Raw genomic sequence first — 16,219 nt, 5'->3', positions numbered from 1 at the left:
TTAAATTAGAAAAGGCGTTTAATCAAACGCCTTTTTTCACATTGAATTGTAGATCAATAATAGGTTTTACTGCCCTGTGCATGTAGAAAGGCAGGAATCAAGCCGGTCAATGCAGCACGAATATCCGCGCGTTCATTGATCAGTTGATGCGAACCTTCTTCCAGCATCAGTAAGGTCTGGAGACGGAATTTACGTCGGATAAATTCGATATTATAGCGCCAGTCTACGGTCTGATCCTGTGCACCCTGTGCCAGCCAGACCGGAATACGACAGGCCGGACGCGCTTCCATTTCCAGCATCCAGCGTGACATCGCCAAAATCCAGTCCATACCCATCATTCGCGGTTGTAATGGATCTTTAAGCCGGATAAAACGCAAAAACTCCGGATTATGGTTATTGCGTCTGAAATGTCGGGGAACTTCACGTTTGATTCGGCTAATAATGCCCAATCCGACCGAATTATGCCACCAAGCAGTTTTGGCGGGACGAATCAATGGTGATAATAGCAAGACCCGCTCAACAAAAGGATTTTCGCGACGTTCCGCAAACTCCAGTAAATGGTGCATCCAGATCGCACCGCCGGTACTTTGCCCGATGCCAACCCAAGGTTTGGGTAATTGTGAAGCATGTTGCACATAACGATGTACGGCATGCAAAACCTGCTGATAATGATCAAAATTCTGAATGCTGGCAGGTGAACCATCACTCAGGCCATGTCCGGGCAGGTCATAGGTCAATACGCTAAAACCCTGTTCCAAAAGCTCTTTGACAATAGGCTGATAAATGCCGCTATGTTCCAGATAACCATGTAGCAGAAAAGCAGTTCCCTGAATCTTGTCAAAGCGGGTATTTTCCAGATTCGGTTCAAACACCTGTACATGCAACCTGAATAAAGGCATCTGTACATAGCCCTGCCAGTGTTTACAAACCAGTAAATCAAAACCATAAAGCTTGCGATAGGACTGCAGCTCAATCGGCGGTTCATCACTACGATTCAGGTTTAAAGGTGGCAAGAGTTGAGGCGTAACATCCCGACTCGGAATGGGTAAATCCAGCTGTTTCAGAATGGTAGGATTTAAAAATGGGATATCAGACATTATGGCACCTCCCGACAGTCACTGGATCCAAACCACATATCGCGCATGGTCGCCAACATTTCATAATTGGCACGACGACTGTGATCATAATTTTGTGCACTTGGACGCCATCGTGTCAATGACGTTGGCATCGGCGCTTCTACCGGAATGGTTTGTATGCCATTTAACGCAAATAAACGGCGGGTACGCGGCATATGATAACGATCCGTAATCAGAATCACTGTAGGCGCTCCACCTTTCTTTTGTAATAATAATGAACTGAAACGGGTATTTTCACAGGTGTTCATGCTGCGATCTTCCAGTAATTTGGCATCGACACCATGATTTTTTAACCAGCGCTGCATATACGGCGCTTCGACCCCACTCAGAACAATCGGCAACTGATAATGTTTCTCTACTGCCAGCGTAGTTTCCAGACGTAGTCGCGTATAGTTATTTACGATGATCTCTTTGCCTTGGTCATCTAGGGTTAAGCCACCACCCAATACCACAATGGCATAAGGTTGGGAGCTATTCGCCGGTTTAGCCTGCTGTTGCTCTTGTAGTAAAGCCAAGTCCTGCTGGATTTCCTCTCCATCGGTTTCCTGTACCGAACTGGCTTCACCCTGCTCAAGTGGATGTGTCGTCAGAAACTCCATATATTGCTCAATGCGTTCCTTGTTTTCACTCCTATCCCACTCCAGTAATTCCCGGACATTCGCTGCCGGATCGACTGGTTCTGCATCTTCCTGTGAGGGCAATAACGGTACCTGGGCAGATGGACTTTGCTCTAATTTTTGATCTTGCTGCTCGCGCTGAAAGTCTTCAATCACCTTCTGTAGCGCTTTATAACGCGCCTGAATCAGAAGCAGATTAGCCGAGTTATTTTGCTGAATATCCTGTTCCATGACCTTTAAATATGCCTGTCGGGCAATCCACAAGTCAGACCCAGGTTCCAGATTTTCATGTTCGCTGAGTGCAGCCATTTTCTGGCTTTGAGCCGCAACTTCATTGAGTTCTACTGATGCAAAGTGATTTAAACCCTTTACGATGATTTTTGAGTAAAAAGGCGTATAAATAAACACCAGCAGACAGCCGCATAGTACAAACAGTCCAGTGACAATTTGTAGAAAACGTACCATCCAATGGGTGTTCTTCATGTTATTCCTCTTCCTGATGAGAGCGGATCAGACCATTTTTATCGAACAATACAGGTTCAGGTTCCAGCATCAGCTGGAATTTATCCCAAACCGCTTGCTGTACCGCACGATAAGTTTTACGTACATCGGTGAGAGAGGCTTGACCATAATTCACCAAGACCAATGCCTGTTTATGAAACATGCCGACAGGGCCCAACTGTTTGCCTTTCCAGCCAGCCTGATCAATTAACCAGCCTGCTGCAAGTTTAACTTGCGCATTGGCTTGGTGGTAATGGGGTAAATTCGGGAAAGATGCAGCAATCTGGTCAAAGACCACCTGATCAACCACAGGATTTTTAAAGAAGCTGCCCACGTTAGGGAATTCTTGCGGATCAGGCAATTTACTCTGGCGAATCTGGATGACCTGTTGTTGCAGGTTTTCTGCTGTGAGTTGATCACCAACCGCAGTCTTCAGATCACCGTAATTCAGTTTCAAATCTGGCTGTTTAAGCAAGCTAAAAGTCACATGGGTAATCACATAACGATTTGGATCATCTTTAAAAATACTATGCCGATAGGCAAACTGGCAATCGGCTGCCTGAATCGAAGCAAAATGTTTCAGCTGACGGTCATAGACCTCGACGGAATCAATAAACTCGCCGACTTCAACGCCATAGGCGCCAATATTCTGTACTGGCGAAGCACCGACACGTCCAGGAATCAGAGCCAGATTTTGTAAACCATACAGACCTTGTGCGGTAGTCCAGAGCACGAAGTCATGCCAGCCTTGACCACCGCCTACACGTAAGCGCTGCGTCTGATCATCAGCATCCAGTATTTCAATGCCATGAATATCCATATGCAGAACCAGGGCATCAATCTGCTCCGGCAACAACATATTGCTGCCGCCTGACAGGATCAGCACATTGAGTTGCTGCTGTTCCGCAAAATCCAGTGCAGCCATCAGATCAGTGGTGGACTGAATATGGGCATAGTATGCAGCAACTGCTTCTAAATTTAAGGTATTAAAAGGTTTAAGTTGAACCTGGGTTTGAATCTGCATTGCTTAAACCTTGTTTAAATTCTGTTTAAAAATCTCAATCCAGGCCTGGCTGCTGGACTCACACTGATCAAGCACCCGCTCAAAGCCATCCGCTTCGCCATAATAGGGATCGGGTAAAGCCTGTTTCGGATAGATCTGGTCATGCTCACTCATCAGTGCCACGCGTGCACGTACATGACCAAACTGAGTTTCTGCCAGACCCTGTATGTTCTGGATATTGGATAAATTCTCCAGATCCATCGCCAGAATCAGATCATAATCAATAAAATCATGCGGAGTCAGCTGACGTGCGCGAAGCGTTGACAGATCATAGCCACGTTTCAGTGCATGCTGCTGGCTACGCAGGTCTGGGGCCTTGCCCGGATGATAATTACTGGTTCCAGCAGAATCGACCACGATATTCAGTTGCTGTTCATCACAATAATGTCTGAGTACCACTTCTGCCGTGGGAGAACGGCAAATATTCCCCAAACAAACACATAACACCTTGTATGGCGTTCTGGATGACATAAACAACCTCAGAGCTACTTTATTTTAAGGATTCTTATGTTAAGTTATTTATATACTGATTCCTATCTTACAACCATAGAATAATCTCGTATTTGCAATAAAAAAATCAAGGATATCGCCATGAATCGTTTTCAGTTTCAAACCGTCCCCAATATCATTGCCGGACTAGGCACGATTCAGGAATTGTTTAAAATCCTAAAAAATGGCCGTTATCAACGTCTTCTACTGGTGACTGACCCGGGTATGCTGAAGCAGCAATTACATCTGCCGATTCTGGATATTATTGAATCTGCCGGTCTGGATTATGTGATTTACTCAGATGTTCAGGCTGACCCGCCCGATAACGTAGTGCTTGAAGCAGCAGCTTTTGCAAAGCAGGAAAAGATTGATGTGGTGCTAGGCTTTGGTGGTGGCAGCTCGATGGATGTGGCCAAGCTGATTGCGATTTTGGCGCATCCTGAGCAGCATCAGACGCTTTCCTATCTGTATGGCGTCGATAATGCCACCGGGCCACGTTTAGCTCTAATTCTGGTTCCCACCACAGCCGGAACGGGCTCCGAAGTCACACCAATTTCGATTGTTACTACAGGTGAAACCACCAAAAGCGGCATTGTCGCGCCTATTCTCTATGCCGATATTGCTATTCTGGATGCGACTTTCACTCGGAATTTGCCGGCACAGATTACCGCTGCCACCGGAATCGATGCCATGGTACATGCCATTGAAGCCTATACCTCAAAACACAAGAAAAATCCTTATTCGGATATGCTGGCCAAACAGGCTTTAAGATTGCTGAATGCCAATCTGCCGCACGTACTGCAAGACGGATATGATTTAGATGCGCGTCAAAATATGCTGGTCGGTTCCATGCTGGCTGGACAAGCCTTTGCCAACGCACCGGTCGCTGCCGTACATGCGCTGGCTTATCCACTCGGTGGGCATTTTCATCTGTCGCATGGACATAGCAATGCTTTGGTGCTGACCGAAGTCTTAAAATTTAATGCACCTGTAGCCAAACAGCTCTATGCCGAATTGATGACCTGGTTAGATCCCCACAGTAAAGGTTGTCATGATGGACTGACCGATCTGTTTATTGATCATTTTAATAATCATCTGATACAGAGCGGCTTAACCTTAAAATTAAAGCAGTTAAATGTACCAGAACAGATGTTGATGGTTATGGCAGAAGATGCCATGCAACAAAGCCGGCTGTTGCAGAACAATCCACGCGAACTCAAGTTGGATGACGCTTACCAGATTTACCAGGCGATTTATGCCTAAATCTATTTCCACACTAAGCCTTGTCTAGCTGAGAGCGAATCCTGATGAAAGCCACGATCAAACAACGCGAACACTATGCCTTTTTCTTGCCCATTCAGACCCGCTGGGCAGACAATGACCTGTATGGCCACGTCAACAATGTGACTTATTACAGTTATTTTGACACCGCAGCCAATGCCCTGCTGATTCAGGAAGCGGCCTTTGATCCGAAATACTCTCCGATGATTGGGCTGGTGGTCAGCTCCAACTGCCAGTTTAATCAGGAACTGTCTTATCCGGAAATTATTGAAGTGGGCGTGGCCATTGAAAGCATGGGAAATTCATCACTGAGCTACGATCTGGCCATTTTTAAACGCAATTCGGATACAGCTGCAGCTCAGGGTAATTTTGTTCATGTATTTGTCGATCGTGAGACACGAAAAAGCACCCCGATTTCAGCCGAAATGCGGGATGCCTTATCTCGATTTGTTGTGCCTTAAAATCCAGTCTATTTCAGCTGAATATTTTGCAATTCACCATCGAACTGCTGCAACAGGTCACGTACCGCAGGTTCAGCCTGTAACAGCTCTTCAGCGCGTTTAAAGGCACGAGCCTTCCGCTGATGCTGCATGGTATAGGGTGTTAGCTGGTCCACACTTTCAAATTTCACCTGGAAATGAGTTTGCGGCCACTGCTGTTGTAAAGCAGCTTCCAGAGTATGTTGCAGTTGTGTCAAAAGTTGCTGGTATTGCTCAGGGATATGAAAAACGGATTGGCCATTAATCTGTCCGCTCATGACACCATACTGTGCCAGTTCCTGCACTGCTGGAGAAAGCTGGCTGTTACGGAACCAGTATTCCCATTTTTCGACGCTCCACTCACCCTCTAACATTTGCTCAGGGATTTTTAAAATATCCTGTGGCATCAGATTCTGCGTATTTAAATCTTGGGAAATGTCATCCGGTAGCGCAGTCTGAATCGGAGCGACTTCTTCAATCACAGGCTGAGCAATCGTTTCCTGTGAAAGTTCCAATTCCGGTGAGGCAAGACTAAATTCCTCATCAGCAGATATTTCTTGTGCTGCTTCGACATGAGTAACAGCATCTACAGGAATAAACTCTTCAAGCAGGAAATCATCCGAGCTGCTGCTTGTCGCCGGTGCTTCTACGCTACTCTCGATTTCATCAAAACCAAACAGGCCTTTGTCGTCATTTGGATCAAAAACGATCTGATCACTAGACTGTACTTCCTCAATCGCTGTCTGAATTACTCCCTGTTGAACAGGCTCAGGTGCATGATCATTAGTGGACTTTTCTTCATGGAGAAAATCATCTGAAGATGGTTCAGGCATTGATGGCGTATAAGCTTCCTCATCCGTCTCATCGTCCAGAGAGAAATCATCGAAGGTCGGTTCCGCTTCAAATGTTTTTGCTGTGACTGTTTCAGACTGCAATTGTGTCTGAATGGGCTGTTGTAGACGTGTAGGAGAAGCTGCTATTGGTTGAGTTGCGGCTTCATGAACGACTGGAACCTCGCTTGGCTGTAAGGGACGGAATGCCAATAAGCGTAGCACCGTCATCTCAAAACCTTGTTCCTGAGTCACCGCCAACTGTAAATCAGCGCGTCCTTTACATGCGACTTGATAATACAGTTGCAAATCCTGCGCCGAAATCAAACCGGATAATTGCATAATCTTTTGATTGATTTCAGCACTATATTTCAGACTTAAATCTGGCAGATATTGTAATAAAGCCAGTTCATGCAAAGTCGAAATTAACTGATCTAAAACCAGTGACACATCCAAAGCCTGCTGACGGAATTGCAGCAACAACTGACTGACCTGTGCTTTCTGGTTCTGGTGAATCGCCAGAATCAGATCATAAATAATGGTCCGGTCAATCAAGCCCAGCATGTCTTTGACATCCTGATGCTGAATCGCACCCTGACCATAGGCAATCGCCTGATCGGTCAGAGACAAGGCATCACGCAAAGAACCTTGAGCAGATTCGGCAATTTGCCAGATGGCATCCTGATCCGACTGAATACTTTCTTGGCCTAAAATCTGGGCCAGATGCTCGGTAATTTCATCAACAGCCAATGGGCGCAAAGTAAACTGCAAACAGCGTGAAATTACTGTAATTGGCAGCTTTTGTGGGTCGGTCGTAGCAAACAGGAACTTGACGTGCGCAGGTGGCTCTTCCAGAGTCTTTAATAAAGCATTGAAAGAATGCGTGGACAGCATGTGCACTTCATCAATCAGGTAAACTTTAAAACGACCTTGAGTCGGTGCATAAGGCACATTGTCGAGCAGCTCGCGAGTATCTTCAACCTTGGTGCGTGAGGCCGCATCGATTTCGATCAAATCGATAAAGCGTCCTTCGTTGACGGCGCTACAAGTCGCACAGACTTCACACGGTGTCGAGGTGATACCGGTCTCACAGTTCAAGCACTTCGCCAAAATACGTGCAATCGTGGTTTTTCCGACACCACGCGTTCCTGTAAACAAATAGGCATGGTGCAAACGGCCACGTTCGAGCGCGCTGGTTAAAGCACGTGAAACATGGTTTTGCCCCACCAATTCATTAAAATTACGAGGACGGTATTTTCGCGCAAGTACTTGATACATGTATGCTCCTTTTTACAGGTCTAAGCATACTGTTTTTTTAGTAAATAGTGAAATGAATGCCGGTTTATAAACAATAAAAATCCCTTGATCAAAATCATTGAAAAAGGGATATAAAACATATATTTTCTTAAAATCAGACCGATTCAAACAGGATAAAGTCACTTTGCATCTGGTAGCGTTTGCCTGTTTGATCTTCACGAATTTCCAGAACCTGCTTTTTCAGATCCACATAAACCAGATTGCGGGTATCGACATTCAGCAGTTCAATCTTTTGTTGCGTATCATCCTGAAAACGAATCGGCCCAGTAATGGTTTCAATCGGGTTATGCCCACTCAAGCTTTCACGTGATAACGTAAAAGTCCGATCATCATGCAAGCTCAAAGCAACAGCCATACCCGGACAATCGTCACAACTTGAAAAACATCCCATACAGGGTGTGGTGCCCTGATAATTCCCGACCCAGGCAGGAATCTGAGCTTTAGCCTCAATAGCAGTATTTGCCGTCGATTGGTTTTGATCCTGGCAGCCAAACAAGGCACTGCTTGCGACCAGAGGAATCATCAGCACTTTTTTCATCACTTCATACCACAGACTGGGAGTCACGCCAAAATAACATATTTTAAGGACTTTACTAAACTCCCCAATCAGGGATATTTAGCGCCAACCTTTACGTCCAGTCAGGACGGCATCAGCACAGCGTAAGGTTTCCTGTGTCAAACCCCACAGACGATAATCTCCGGTCAATGAACCTGTCGGGAAATTATGGGTATAGGCAAAACTTAAATTGCGCTCAGGGTCACACCAGGCTCCCGAACCATTAAAGCCCATATGACCAAAACCTTGCGAAGCTTTACCTAAAGTAAGCACCCGATGATAACCCAATCGCCAGTGCATCGGCAAAGGCATGACTCGATCGCGTTTTTTGCATTGAATCTGACTGAGACGCTGAAAAACTTCAGGCGAGATCAATTGCTGTCCTTGCCATTCGCCGCGATTGGCCAGCATGGCATAAATTTTTGCCAGACTCTCTGCGGTAAATACTCCATTGGCGGATGGAATGATTGCTTGCAGGCCTTGCTCACTAAAGAAACTGAAATTCCTCATTCCTTTGGGAATCATCGCATCCTGAAAATCCTGCGGATCTTGTCCACTCCAAATCAAAGCCCGCTCCATCAGATTCGGTTTTCTTGATCCTGTTTTTTTCGCAGGCTGCGATTGAGACTTGGCTGCTTTAGCTTTAAAAATCGGCAGTGCTACCCGAGCTAATTCATTGGTCGGCACACTGAAATAAGCACCATTCAACATCAAAGGCTGAACCAGATATGCCTGCATCAGTTCAGTTAAAGTTTTAGCTGTCGCTTTTTCTAATGCACCACCGACCTGCCAGCCAAAGGTCAGCGGTTGATAGGCCGCATCTGTTGCAACTTGAAAACGTGGTTCAGCCGCGGCAATTCGGTCTAGCATCTGCGGCCAGTCGGCCATTTCAGTGGCGTCGGCAATGATATTACGGATATCAAACAATCCGCTTTGATGACTCAGCATATGCGCCAGAGTAATATTTTCTTTACCGTTTTGCGCAAATTCAGGCCAATATTCTGCAACAGGCTGGTCATAATCAACCAGGCCCTGACTGGCCAGAATATGTGCCAGTGTCGCCAGCACACCTTTGCCCGTCGAATAACACAGCGACATGGTATCGGTTTGCCAAGCCTCAGATTCCGATTTTTTCCCGGTATAAATATCGACGACTTTTTGTCCCTGAAAATAGACAACAAGTGCCGCACCACCCTGCTCTGTGCGAGCATGCTGTAGGCGACTAAACTGATGGGCAAGGTCACGGAAATTTTCATTTACCGTTCCTTGGTAATGGGCTGTATCCGCAAATAAATAATCTTTGAGTGGCTGCATCATTCTATCCATAGAATATTGATTTCTTAAAAACAAAAAAGCCTAAATCAGGTTCAGGCTTTTATCGTACTTTAAATTGCGGTCACAGTTCCTGTGACATGCGGCTTCTGATTTTTGCTATTACGAATCAGGATTTCCGTATCATTAGCTGCTTTCGCGGTTAAGAATTGCACTTTGGAAGGCAGATATAAGGGCAGTTTAAACCAGACATCTGCTTCATAGGCATCGGGCAATGCCAGGCTGGACAAAGCTTTAGCCTTGGTCCACATACCATGCGCAATCGCCTGTTTAAATCCGAATGCCTTAGCCATTAGGGCATGAATATGAATCAGGTTAAAGTCGCCGGATGTCATGGCATAACGGCGACCCGTATTTTCTAGAATTTCCCATTCAGCATTCAGCTCATAATCGGGTGTCTTGTTTTCGACGATTTTGGCTGCAGCTTTGCCTTTACTCTTTTGACGGGACAGATAAGTGGTCAAGGCTTCCACCACCACTTCATCACCGACTTTTACTGTGGTGATGAAATCAAACTGTACACCTTTATCATGCGGCTGCAATTCACCAAACTTGCAAGACAATGTGAGAGATTCATTGACTCCGATTTTACGATACTGTTTGACCTGATTGCGGATATGCACCAGACCGAGAACCGGAAAAGGAAAAGCTTCAGCCGTCATCATATGCATTTGCAGGCTTTGTGAAAGAACTGTTAGATAAATGGCTGGAATATAGCCATTATTTTTAAAACCACAAACTTCATTATAGGCTTTCAGATGCTTTTGATCGACCTTGAATGAATCCACCACATATTCAACTTGCGGTAGAACTTTTTCAGCTTTTGGCTTTTTTAAAATCAAGCCCTGAATCACTTTTGGATAGGCTAAATAAGGTTTTGGAAGTTGACTAAAATGGCGAGTATTCATACTGAACCTTTGGAATATTTATCTTTATGACGTCCTTCTTTTTAAAAGAAGGAAGAATATCTTTTTAAATAAATCCCTCCCAACCTCCCTTTAACAAAGGGAGGAGTAGTCCCCTCTTTTGCAAAGAGGGATTTAGGGGGATTCTAAATTAAGCCCCTAACAGGCTCTGACCACACACACGCACCACATTGCCATTCAAACCTGAAGAGGCAGTCGAGGCAAACATCGCAATCGCTTCTGCCACATCAACAGGATGACCACCCTGACTCATGGAATTCATACGGCGTCCAGCTTCACGGATGGCAAATGGAATTGCTGCTGTCATTTGCGTTTCAATAAAACCCGGTGCCACAGCATTAATGGTTATACCATTTTTTAATGTCGGTGCTGTGAATTTCACCACACCAATCACACCTGCTTTAGAGGCTGCATAGTTGGTTTGACCCAGATTACCTGCAATACCTGAAATAGAAGATACACAGATAATACGGCCATTTGCATTTAGACCATCGTTGCAGAGCAAGTAATCATTGACGCGTTCAATTGCTGACAGGTTGATGTTAATGACCAGATCCCAAAGCTCAGGCTTCATATTGGCCAAAGTCTTGTCGCGGGTAATCCCGGCATTATGCACGATAATATCCAGACCACCCTGCGCCGCTGCCGCCTGTTTGATTTTCTCACCCGCATCGGCTGCAGTAATGTCAATCGCTAGTGTAGAGCCGCCAATTTCACCAGCGACACGATCCAGATCTGCCTGCTGTTGTGGGACATCCAGACAAATCACATGTGCGCCATCACGTGCCAGCACATGAGCAATCGCCTCACCAATACCACGGCTTGCTCCAGTTACTACTGCCGTTTTTCCTGCCAGTGGCTTACTCCAGTCCAAGTCTACTTGTGCTGCTGCCGATACACGAATAACCTGACCAGACACATAGGCAGAGCGTGGAGAAATTGCAAAACGTAGCACAGACTCAAGATTGGCTTCGGCACCTGCATCGACATAAATCAGGTTGGCTGCAATACCCTTTTTAAATTCTTTGCCCACAGATTTGACAAAACCTTCGAGCGCACGTTGTGCAATGGCCTGACTCACAGATTTTGCAGATTCAGGTGTTGTGCCGATCACGACCACACGACCAGAACTTTGAATCTGACGCGCAATCGGATTAAAGAATTCATAAAGTGATTTCAACTGCTCTGAATTTTCAATACCAGAAGCATCAAAAATAACCACTTTAAACTTGGATTCTTTATCGCCAGTATTAAATGCATTCAGGTTCAGACCCGATTTCGCCGCTGCCTGTTGCAGTTCCGCATTATTGCCTGCATAGCTATTGGCATGAATATTTGCCAGCACCTGAGCAATAGAACCGGTCAATACACTCGCAGGTGCAGCACCGAATAACACAGCGCCTTTTACCACTGGCGTTGCAGACTCGAAACGGTCTAGGGAAATTGGGGATGGCAGGCCCAGATTTTTAATGACAAATTTACCAATAGGAGACTTTGCGAAATTTTGGTACTGATCAGTCATGTTTATTATCTCTCATACAAATTAATTTTTGATCGATCTAAAGTTATCCTTTAACTTCAATATAATGCCAGATACTTATATTGCAATAGATCTACCAGATTCTACCCAATCATACTTGAGATATCTGGCAGATGACTTGACCTGAGCGCAGTCTGCAATGTCATTGTAGTCAATACAGCATATACTCATCTATGCTAATGTAAGCCACAAGAAGACGATCAATTTGCTTGGAAAAGCCTTATGAGCAAAACAACTCAAGAAAATCCAGCAGTCGAGAATTCCGCATCTCCAGCTGTGTCAAAATCATCAACGCGTGCTAAGCGTAGCACTAAAAACACGGATACAGCCGCTGCTGCAGCTAAAAGTCCGGCTAAAACTCCGCGTACCCGTCGTACAGCGAGCAGTAGCAGTCAGACGACATCAACTCAAACAGATTCAGTTTCAAAAACACAGCCTTCTGTTCAACAGGATAATAATATGAGCCAAAACACAGTTCGCCGCGTTGCTATTCTTGGTGGCAACCGTATTCCATTTGCACGTTCGAATGGTGCCTATTTTACTGCCTCTAACTCGGACATGCTGACCGCAGCATTAAATGGTCTGGTAGAGCGCTTTAATCTGCAAGGTCAACGTGTCGGTGAAGTGGTTGCAGGTGCTGTCCTGAAGCATAGCCGTGACTTTAACCTGACTCGTGAATGTGTTCTGGATACGGCACTGGCACCAGAAACCCCAGCTTATGATATCCAGCAGGCGTGTGGTACGGGTTTACAAGCTGCATTTTTAGTGGCAAACAAGATTGCACTGGGCCAAATTGAAGTAGGAATCGCCGGTGGTGTAGATACCACCTCTGATGCGCCCATTGCATTGGGTGACGGCTTGCGTAAAGCGCTGCTTGAATTGAACATTGCCAAAACTGCCAAAGACCGTTTAAAAGCCTTGACCAAAATTAATGTCAAAGAATTGATGGACGCACCTAAAAATGGTGAGCCACGTACTGGCTTGTCTATGGGTGATCATCAGGCGATTACCACACTGGAATGGGGTATTTCCCGTGAAGCGCAAGATGAACTTGCTGCATCTTCACACCAGAAAATGGCAGCAGCTTATGAAGAAGGTTTCTTTGATGATCTGATCACGCCATTCCTGGGTTTAGAGCGTGACAATAACCTGCGTGCTGATTCTTCAGTCGAGAAACTGGCGAAGCTTAAACCTGCGTTTGGTAAGGGCGATGCGCGTACCATGACTGCGGGTAACTCTACCCCACTGACAGATGGTGCTTCTTGCGTTCTGCTAGCGTCTGAAGAATGGGCAAAAGCCAATGGTCATGAAGTTTTGGCTTATCTGACTTTTCAGGAAACTGCAGCAGTTGATTTTGTCGAGAAGAAAGAAGGTTTATTGATGGCACCTGCTTATGCTGTTCCTCGCATGCTGGAACGTGCGGGCCTAAAACTTCAGGACTTCGACTATTATGAAATTCATGAAGCATTTGCTTCTCAAGTGCTGTCTACTTTAAAGGCATGGGAAGATCCAGCATTCTGTAAAGAGCGTTTAGGTCTGGATGCGCCACTCGGTTCAATTGACCGTGTAAAACTGAACGTGAAAGGCTCATCACTTGCAGCCGGTCATCCCTTTGCAGCAACTGGTGGTCGTATTATTGCGACGGCAGCCAAACTGATTGCTCAAAAAGGTTCAGGTCGTGTACTGGTATCGATCTGTGCTGCCGGTGGTCAGGGTGTTACAGCGATTATTGAAAAATAAGCTGCTACCTTGATTCAAAAAAGCTCCTCGATTGAGGAGCTTTTTTATACCTTTTACCTACTGTATTGGCATTGGATTATTTTTAAAGTATTCGTCAACTTTATTCCAAGGTGCTGTTGATGCTACACCCCTCACAATGTTTTGATTAACCCCCTGGCACAGCGCTGCATCGGGAGTGAGGTGGAATGCGTTAACATTTGGATCCATATAAGGCAGTGAACCAGGACGGCGCTGGAAGTAGAAGTTCAACCAATCCACCATCGGCTCGAAGCCATGTGATGACATCGCCCATGCGCTATTATGTCCCCCCCAATGATGTCCGAATTCATGCGCAATAATACGAAAACCTGATAAACGATAGTGACCATAGAATAGCCAAGTATCGACACCCAGCACGGTACCGCCACCAAGACCACCACCCATATTGGTAATACCAAGATTAATCTCGTTACGATTTAAAATCTCTTTGTAGATACGAACATAGTCTTCAGGCATATAAATACCGTTTGGCCCATCGACTTGACCTGCATTACCAAAGAAATCATGGCCCATCACTGCTTTATGATTAAACCAGAGGTTTTCAAATTCAGGGGTACTGAGCATGTATGCTAAGTTCGTCATCATGATGACCCATTCACGCGCATAGACAGGCGTTACTCGACACCATTTGCCTGGTTCGTCATATTTACCAAAATAGATTTTCCATTTTGCCTGAATTTTATTGAGCTTTTTCACATGCTCGTCTGTTTCAGAAGTCACATGTAAATCGAAAATATCACTTGGTATCAGCGTGGTCTGACTTAAACCTGCCAACTGAATTGAACCACTGCCATCTGCAAGCGGGAAGCGGGATTGATCATTCAATTTAATACGCCAATCTCAACTTAAAATGAGTTTTTCGAGTTGAATTGGCGAATGGCCAAGCTTCTTATTCAAAACAACGCAGACGGTGTGTGACAGAATCTTTCTGATAAAGCGATGTGATAAATGCCATAAATCTTTTGCTCTTACTTTTTGGATATTAAAGCGATCTACCAACTGGCCAATGACGGTCTCAATTTTTCTTCTAGCCTTCATCAACACTCTCATTGATTCTTTAGGTCTGAGATCAAGCATATTCTTTCTAAATGGTGTCTGTAAATCAACATATTGAAATTTATAGTATTCGATTAAGCTTGGTCTTAAATAGCCTTTATCTGCTCCCAATAATCCATGAATGTGTGTTGTAATTTCTGGTGCAATATCACGCTCATCAACATTCGCCAGGGCAAAAGTGTAGCCTGTGACCATACCATCAAAATTAATCACGATATGTCCCTTAAAACCATAGTATTTTTCCTGTTGAGCTGCACAATAACTAAAGCCTGCATGTTCTTTGAAGTTTTTATGTCTTTTTGCTCGACTATAGCGACAGACAGGAATAGGAAATCCATCAATAAAATGAATATTATCCTGACCATAATATGTAGTTAAGCGAGCTATGATTTTCTGATTGATCTGCCATAAGTTTGCACAATGTTTACAAAAATTAGGATATGACCCCAGTTTTGGAAACCAAGCTAACCAGTTGTTTTTAAAATACATCCAGATACTTTTATCTGTATCCATTCCAAGGAATTCACCCACAATTTGCATTGTGATAATTTCAATATCGGTAAGAGCGGGTGGAAAGCCACGAGTTCTGAGTGGTTTATTAACAACAATTGGATATAGCTCATCTATAATTAAATAGACAAAGATGATAAATTCTTCAATGGACATAACTGTAATTTTATTTTCTTGGTCGAAATTAAAGTGAGGTTATGTCCTTCTCATTTCAATGACTTAAAAAGTTGAGATTGGCGTATTTAATATTAAATTTTGCAGTGGAAAATGGCGTAAGCTCATCTAAATCTGCAAGTATAACCCAATCATCTGAATGACGGATTTTGGCGCGAATTTGTAAATTTCGAACAGGAACAGCGCTATAACTTTTAAGCGTTAAAGCGTTGCTACTCAGCTCTGCCGATAAAATCCGATTCATATACACATGACGTTCAGCACTATTGGTCAGCGCCTCCCAAGATTCACCATCTTGCAATACAAGTGTTTGATTTTGTGCTTTAGATTCAGTCAACAATAATGCAGAACTCAGCTGTTTGGTCTTATTTTGCTGTAATGTGACCATTGGCAAGAGCTTAACCCTTTGATTAGACAAATGAATCAACTGTTGGCCATACACCGCAACATCACCTGCTCTTTCGATATGACTGCTTTCAGCTTGCCCTTTCAGGATATATTTTTTGGGTGGTGTTTCAAAAAGTATGCTGAAACAAAGCAGGTTGAATTTTGATAAAATAGAGAAATGCGAATAACTCTAGAAATCAAATGTCCAACCTGCCTCAGTGACAGTATAAAGAAAAATGGCATCAA

General features: G+C 44.6%; 14 protein-coding genes and 1 pseudogene. 3 read left to right on the top strand and 12 right to left on the bottom strand.

Going from position 1 to position 16,219, the window contains the following annotated elements; all coding sequences use genetic code 11:
* Positions 1 to 53: 53 nt before the first annotated feature.
* From FTU82_RS07125 to FTU82_RS07110, 4 genes are read right to left on the bottom strand one after another with little or no spacing between them, the layout of a single operon-like run.
* On the bottom strand, positions 54 to 1,097 hold the full coding sequence (locus FTU82_RS07125; RefSeq protein WP_180001134.1) for an alpha/beta hydrolase: 1,044 nt from the start codon (positions 1,095 to 1,097) through the stop codon (positions 54 to 56).
* On the bottom strand, positions 1,097 to 2,236 hold the full coding sequence (locus FTU82_RS07120) for a YdcF family protein (protein WP_180001133.1): 1,140 nt from the start codon (positions 2,234 to 2,236) through the stop codon (positions 1,097 to 1,099). The genes FTU82_RS07125 and FTU82_RS07120 overlap by 1 nt, the downstream gene beginning before the upstream one ends.
* A gap of 1 nt (position 2,237) precedes the next feature.
* Positions 2,238 to 3,278: a UDP-N-acetylmuramate dehydrogenase gene (murB, locus tag FTU82_RS07115; RefSeq protein ID WP_180001132.1), complete on the bottom strand. Its 1,041-nt coding sequence runs from the start codon at positions 3,276 to 3,278 to the stop codon at positions 2,238 to 2,240.
* A gap of 3 nt (positions 3,279 to 3,281) precedes the next feature.
* Entirely contained in the window at positions 3,282 to 3,788 is a 507-nt protein-coding gene (locus FTU82_RS07110; RefSeq protein WP_180001131.1) for a low molecular weight protein-tyrosine-phosphatase, read from the bottom strand.
* Positions 3,789 to 3,908: 120 nt separating this feature from the next.
* Between FTU82_RS07110 and FTU82_RS07105 the strand changes: the two genes are divergently transcribed.
* Together FTU82_RS07105 and FTU82_RS07100 are read left to right on the top strand one after the other, a co-directional pair.
* Positions 3,909 to 5,069, top strand: coding sequence for an iron-containing alcohol dehydrogenase (locus FTU82_RS07105; RefSeq protein WP_180001130.1), 1,161 nt, complete (start codon positions 3,909 to 3,911; stop codon positions 5,067 to 5,069).
* A gap of 44 nt (positions 5,070 to 5,113) precedes the next feature.
* The gene (locus FTU82_RS07100) at positions 5,114 to 5,548 is read left to right on the top strand and encodes a thioesterase family protein (RefSeq protein ID WP_005170474.1); all 435 of its coding nucleotides are present in this window, start codon (positions 5,114 to 5,116) and stop codon (positions 5,546 to 5,548) included.
* An 8-nt stretch (positions 5,549 to 5,556) separates the two neighbouring features.
* Here the strand turns inward: FTU82_RS07100 and dnaX are convergent, their stop codons facing one another.
* From dnaX to FTU82_RS07075, 5 genes are all read right to left on the bottom strand, one after another.
* Positions 5,557 to 7,674 carry a DNA polymerase III subunit gamma/tau gene (gene dnaX, locus FTU82_RS07095; RefSeq protein ID WP_005097263.1) on the bottom strand — a complete coding sequence of 706 codons (2,118 nt, stop codon included), beginning with the start codon at positions 7,672 to 7,674 and terminating at the stop codon, positions 5,557 to 5,559.
* 133 nt (positions 7,675 to 7,807) lie between these two features.
* Positions 7,808 to 8,251: a copper resistance protein NlpE N-terminal domain-containing protein gene (locus FTU82_RS07090; protein WP_034608473.1), complete on the bottom strand. Its 444-nt coding sequence runs from the start codon at positions 8,249 to 8,251 to the stop codon at positions 7,808 to 7,810.
* A gap of 78 nt (positions 8,252 to 8,329) precedes the next feature.
* Complete coding sequence (locus FTU82_RS07085) at positions 8,330 to 9,583, bottom strand: serine hydrolase domain-containing protein (protein ID WP_373683705.1); 1,254 nt, start codon at positions 9,581 to 9,583, stop codon at positions 8,330 to 8,332.
* 71 nt (positions 9,584 to 9,654) lie between these two features.
* The gene (locus FTU82_RS07080; protein WP_100535292.1) at positions 9,655 to 10,509 is read right to left on the bottom strand and encodes a MaoC/PaaZ C-terminal domain-containing protein; all 855 of its coding nucleotides are present in this window, start codon (positions 10,507 to 10,509) and stop codon (positions 9,655 to 9,657) included.
* Between the two features lie 148 nt (positions 10,510 to 10,657).
* The gene (locus FTU82_RS07075) at positions 10,658 to 12,049 is read right to left on the bottom strand and encodes a 3-oxoacyl-ACP reductase (RefSeq protein WP_005097268.1); all 1,392 of its coding nucleotides are present in this window, start codon (positions 12,047 to 12,049) and stop codon (positions 10,658 to 10,660) included.
* A 240-nt stretch (positions 12,050 to 12,289) separates the two neighbouring features.
* On the opposite strand from FTU82_RS07075, the gene FTU82_RS07070 reads away from it, so the two are divergent.
* Positions 12,290 to 13,807: an acetyl-CoA C-acetyltransferase gene (locus FTU82_RS07070; protein ID WP_159516011.1), complete on the top strand. Its 1,518-nt coding sequence runs from the start codon at positions 12,290 to 12,292 to the stop codon at positions 13,805 to 13,807.
* Between the two features lie 57 nt (positions 13,808 to 13,864).
* On the opposite strand, the pseudogene FTU82_RS07065 reads toward FTU82_RS07070, so the two are convergent.
* The 3 genes and pseudogenes from FTU82_RS07065 to FTU82_RS07055 all read right to left on the bottom strand — a co-directional run.
* Positions 13,865 to 14,683 (bottom strand): annotated as a pseudogene (locus FTU82_RS07065) (hypothetical protein); the annotation flags it as partial.
* Positions 14,684 to 14,686: 3 nt separating this feature from the next.
* Positions 14,687 to 15,568 carry an IS982 family transposase gene (locus FTU82_RS07060; protein ID WP_159515998.1) on the bottom strand — a complete coding sequence of 294 codons (882 nt, stop codon included), beginning with the start codon at positions 15,566 to 15,568 and terminating at the stop codon, positions 14,687 to 14,689.
* A 55-nt stretch (positions 15,569 to 15,623) separates the two neighbouring features.
* Positions 15,624 to 15,980 carry a hypothetical protein gene (locus FTU82_RS07055; RefSeq protein WP_257221931.1) on the bottom strand — a complete coding sequence of 119 codons (357 nt, stop codon included), beginning with the start codon at positions 15,978 to 15,980 and terminating at the stop codon, positions 15,624 to 15,626.
* Between the last annotated feature and the right edge of the window lie 239 nt (positions 15,981 to 16,219).

Origin of the sequence: Acinetobacter sp. YH12151 (genome assembly GCF_013418355.1) — a bacterium.
Taxonomy (GTDB): Bacteria; Pseudomonadota; Gammaproteobacteria; order Pseudomonadales; family Moraxellaceae; genus Acinetobacter; species Acinetobacter pseudolwoffii.
Note: the sequence above shows the minus strand (reverse complement) of the source record. Positions and strands in the feature narration are given on the sequence as shown.

Coding starts and splice junctions, on each gene's coding strand:
- FTU82_RS07125 (WP_180001134.1), bottom strand. CDS start 1,097: ATGTCTGATATCCCATTTTTAAATCCTACCATTCTGAAACAGCTGGAT.
- FTU82_RS07120 (WP_180001133.1), bottom strand. CDS start 2,236: ATGAAGAACACCCATTGGATGGTACGTTTTCTACAAATTGTCACTGGA.
- murB (WP_180001132.1), bottom strand. CDS start 3,278: ATGCAGATTCAAACCCAGGTTCAACTTAAACCTTTTAATACCTTAAAT.
- FTU82_RS07110 (WP_180001131.1), bottom strand. CDS start 3,788: ATGTCATCCAGAACGCCATACAAGGTGTTATGTGTTTGTTTGGGGAAT.
- FTU82_RS07105 (WP_180001130.1), top strand. CDS start 3,909: ATGAATCGTTTTCAGTTTCAAACCGTCCCCAATATCATTGCCGGACTA.
- FTU82_RS07100 (WP_005170474.1), top strand. CDS start 5,114: ATGAAAGCCACGATCAAACAACGCGAACACTATGCCTTTTTCTTGCCC.
- dnaX (WP_005097263.1), bottom strand. CDS start 7,674: ATGTATCAAGTACTTGCGCGAAAATACCGTCCTCGTAATTTTAATGAA.
- FTU82_RS07090 (WP_034608473.1), bottom strand. CDS start 8,251: ATGAAAAAAGTGCTGATGATTCCTCTGGTCGCAAGCAGTGCCTTGTTT.
- FTU82_RS07085 (WP_373683705.1), bottom strand. CDS start 9,583: ATGCAGCCACTCAAAGATTATTTATTTGCGGATACAGCCCATTACCAA.
- FTU82_RS07080 (WP_100535292.1), bottom strand. CDS start 10,509: ATGAATACTCGCCATTTTAGTCAACTTCCAAAACCTTATTTAGCCTAT.
- FTU82_RS07075 (WP_005097268.1), bottom strand. CDS start 12,049: ATGACTGATCAGTACCAAAATTTCGCAAAGTCTCCTATTGGTAAATTT.
- FTU82_RS07070 (WP_159516011.1), top strand. CDS start 12,290: ATGAGCAAAACAACTCAAGAAAATCCAGCAGTCGAGAATTCCGCATCT.
- FTU82_RS07060 (WP_159515998.1), bottom strand. CDS start 15,568: ATGTCCATTGAAGAATTTATCATCTTTGTCTATTTAATTATAGATGAG.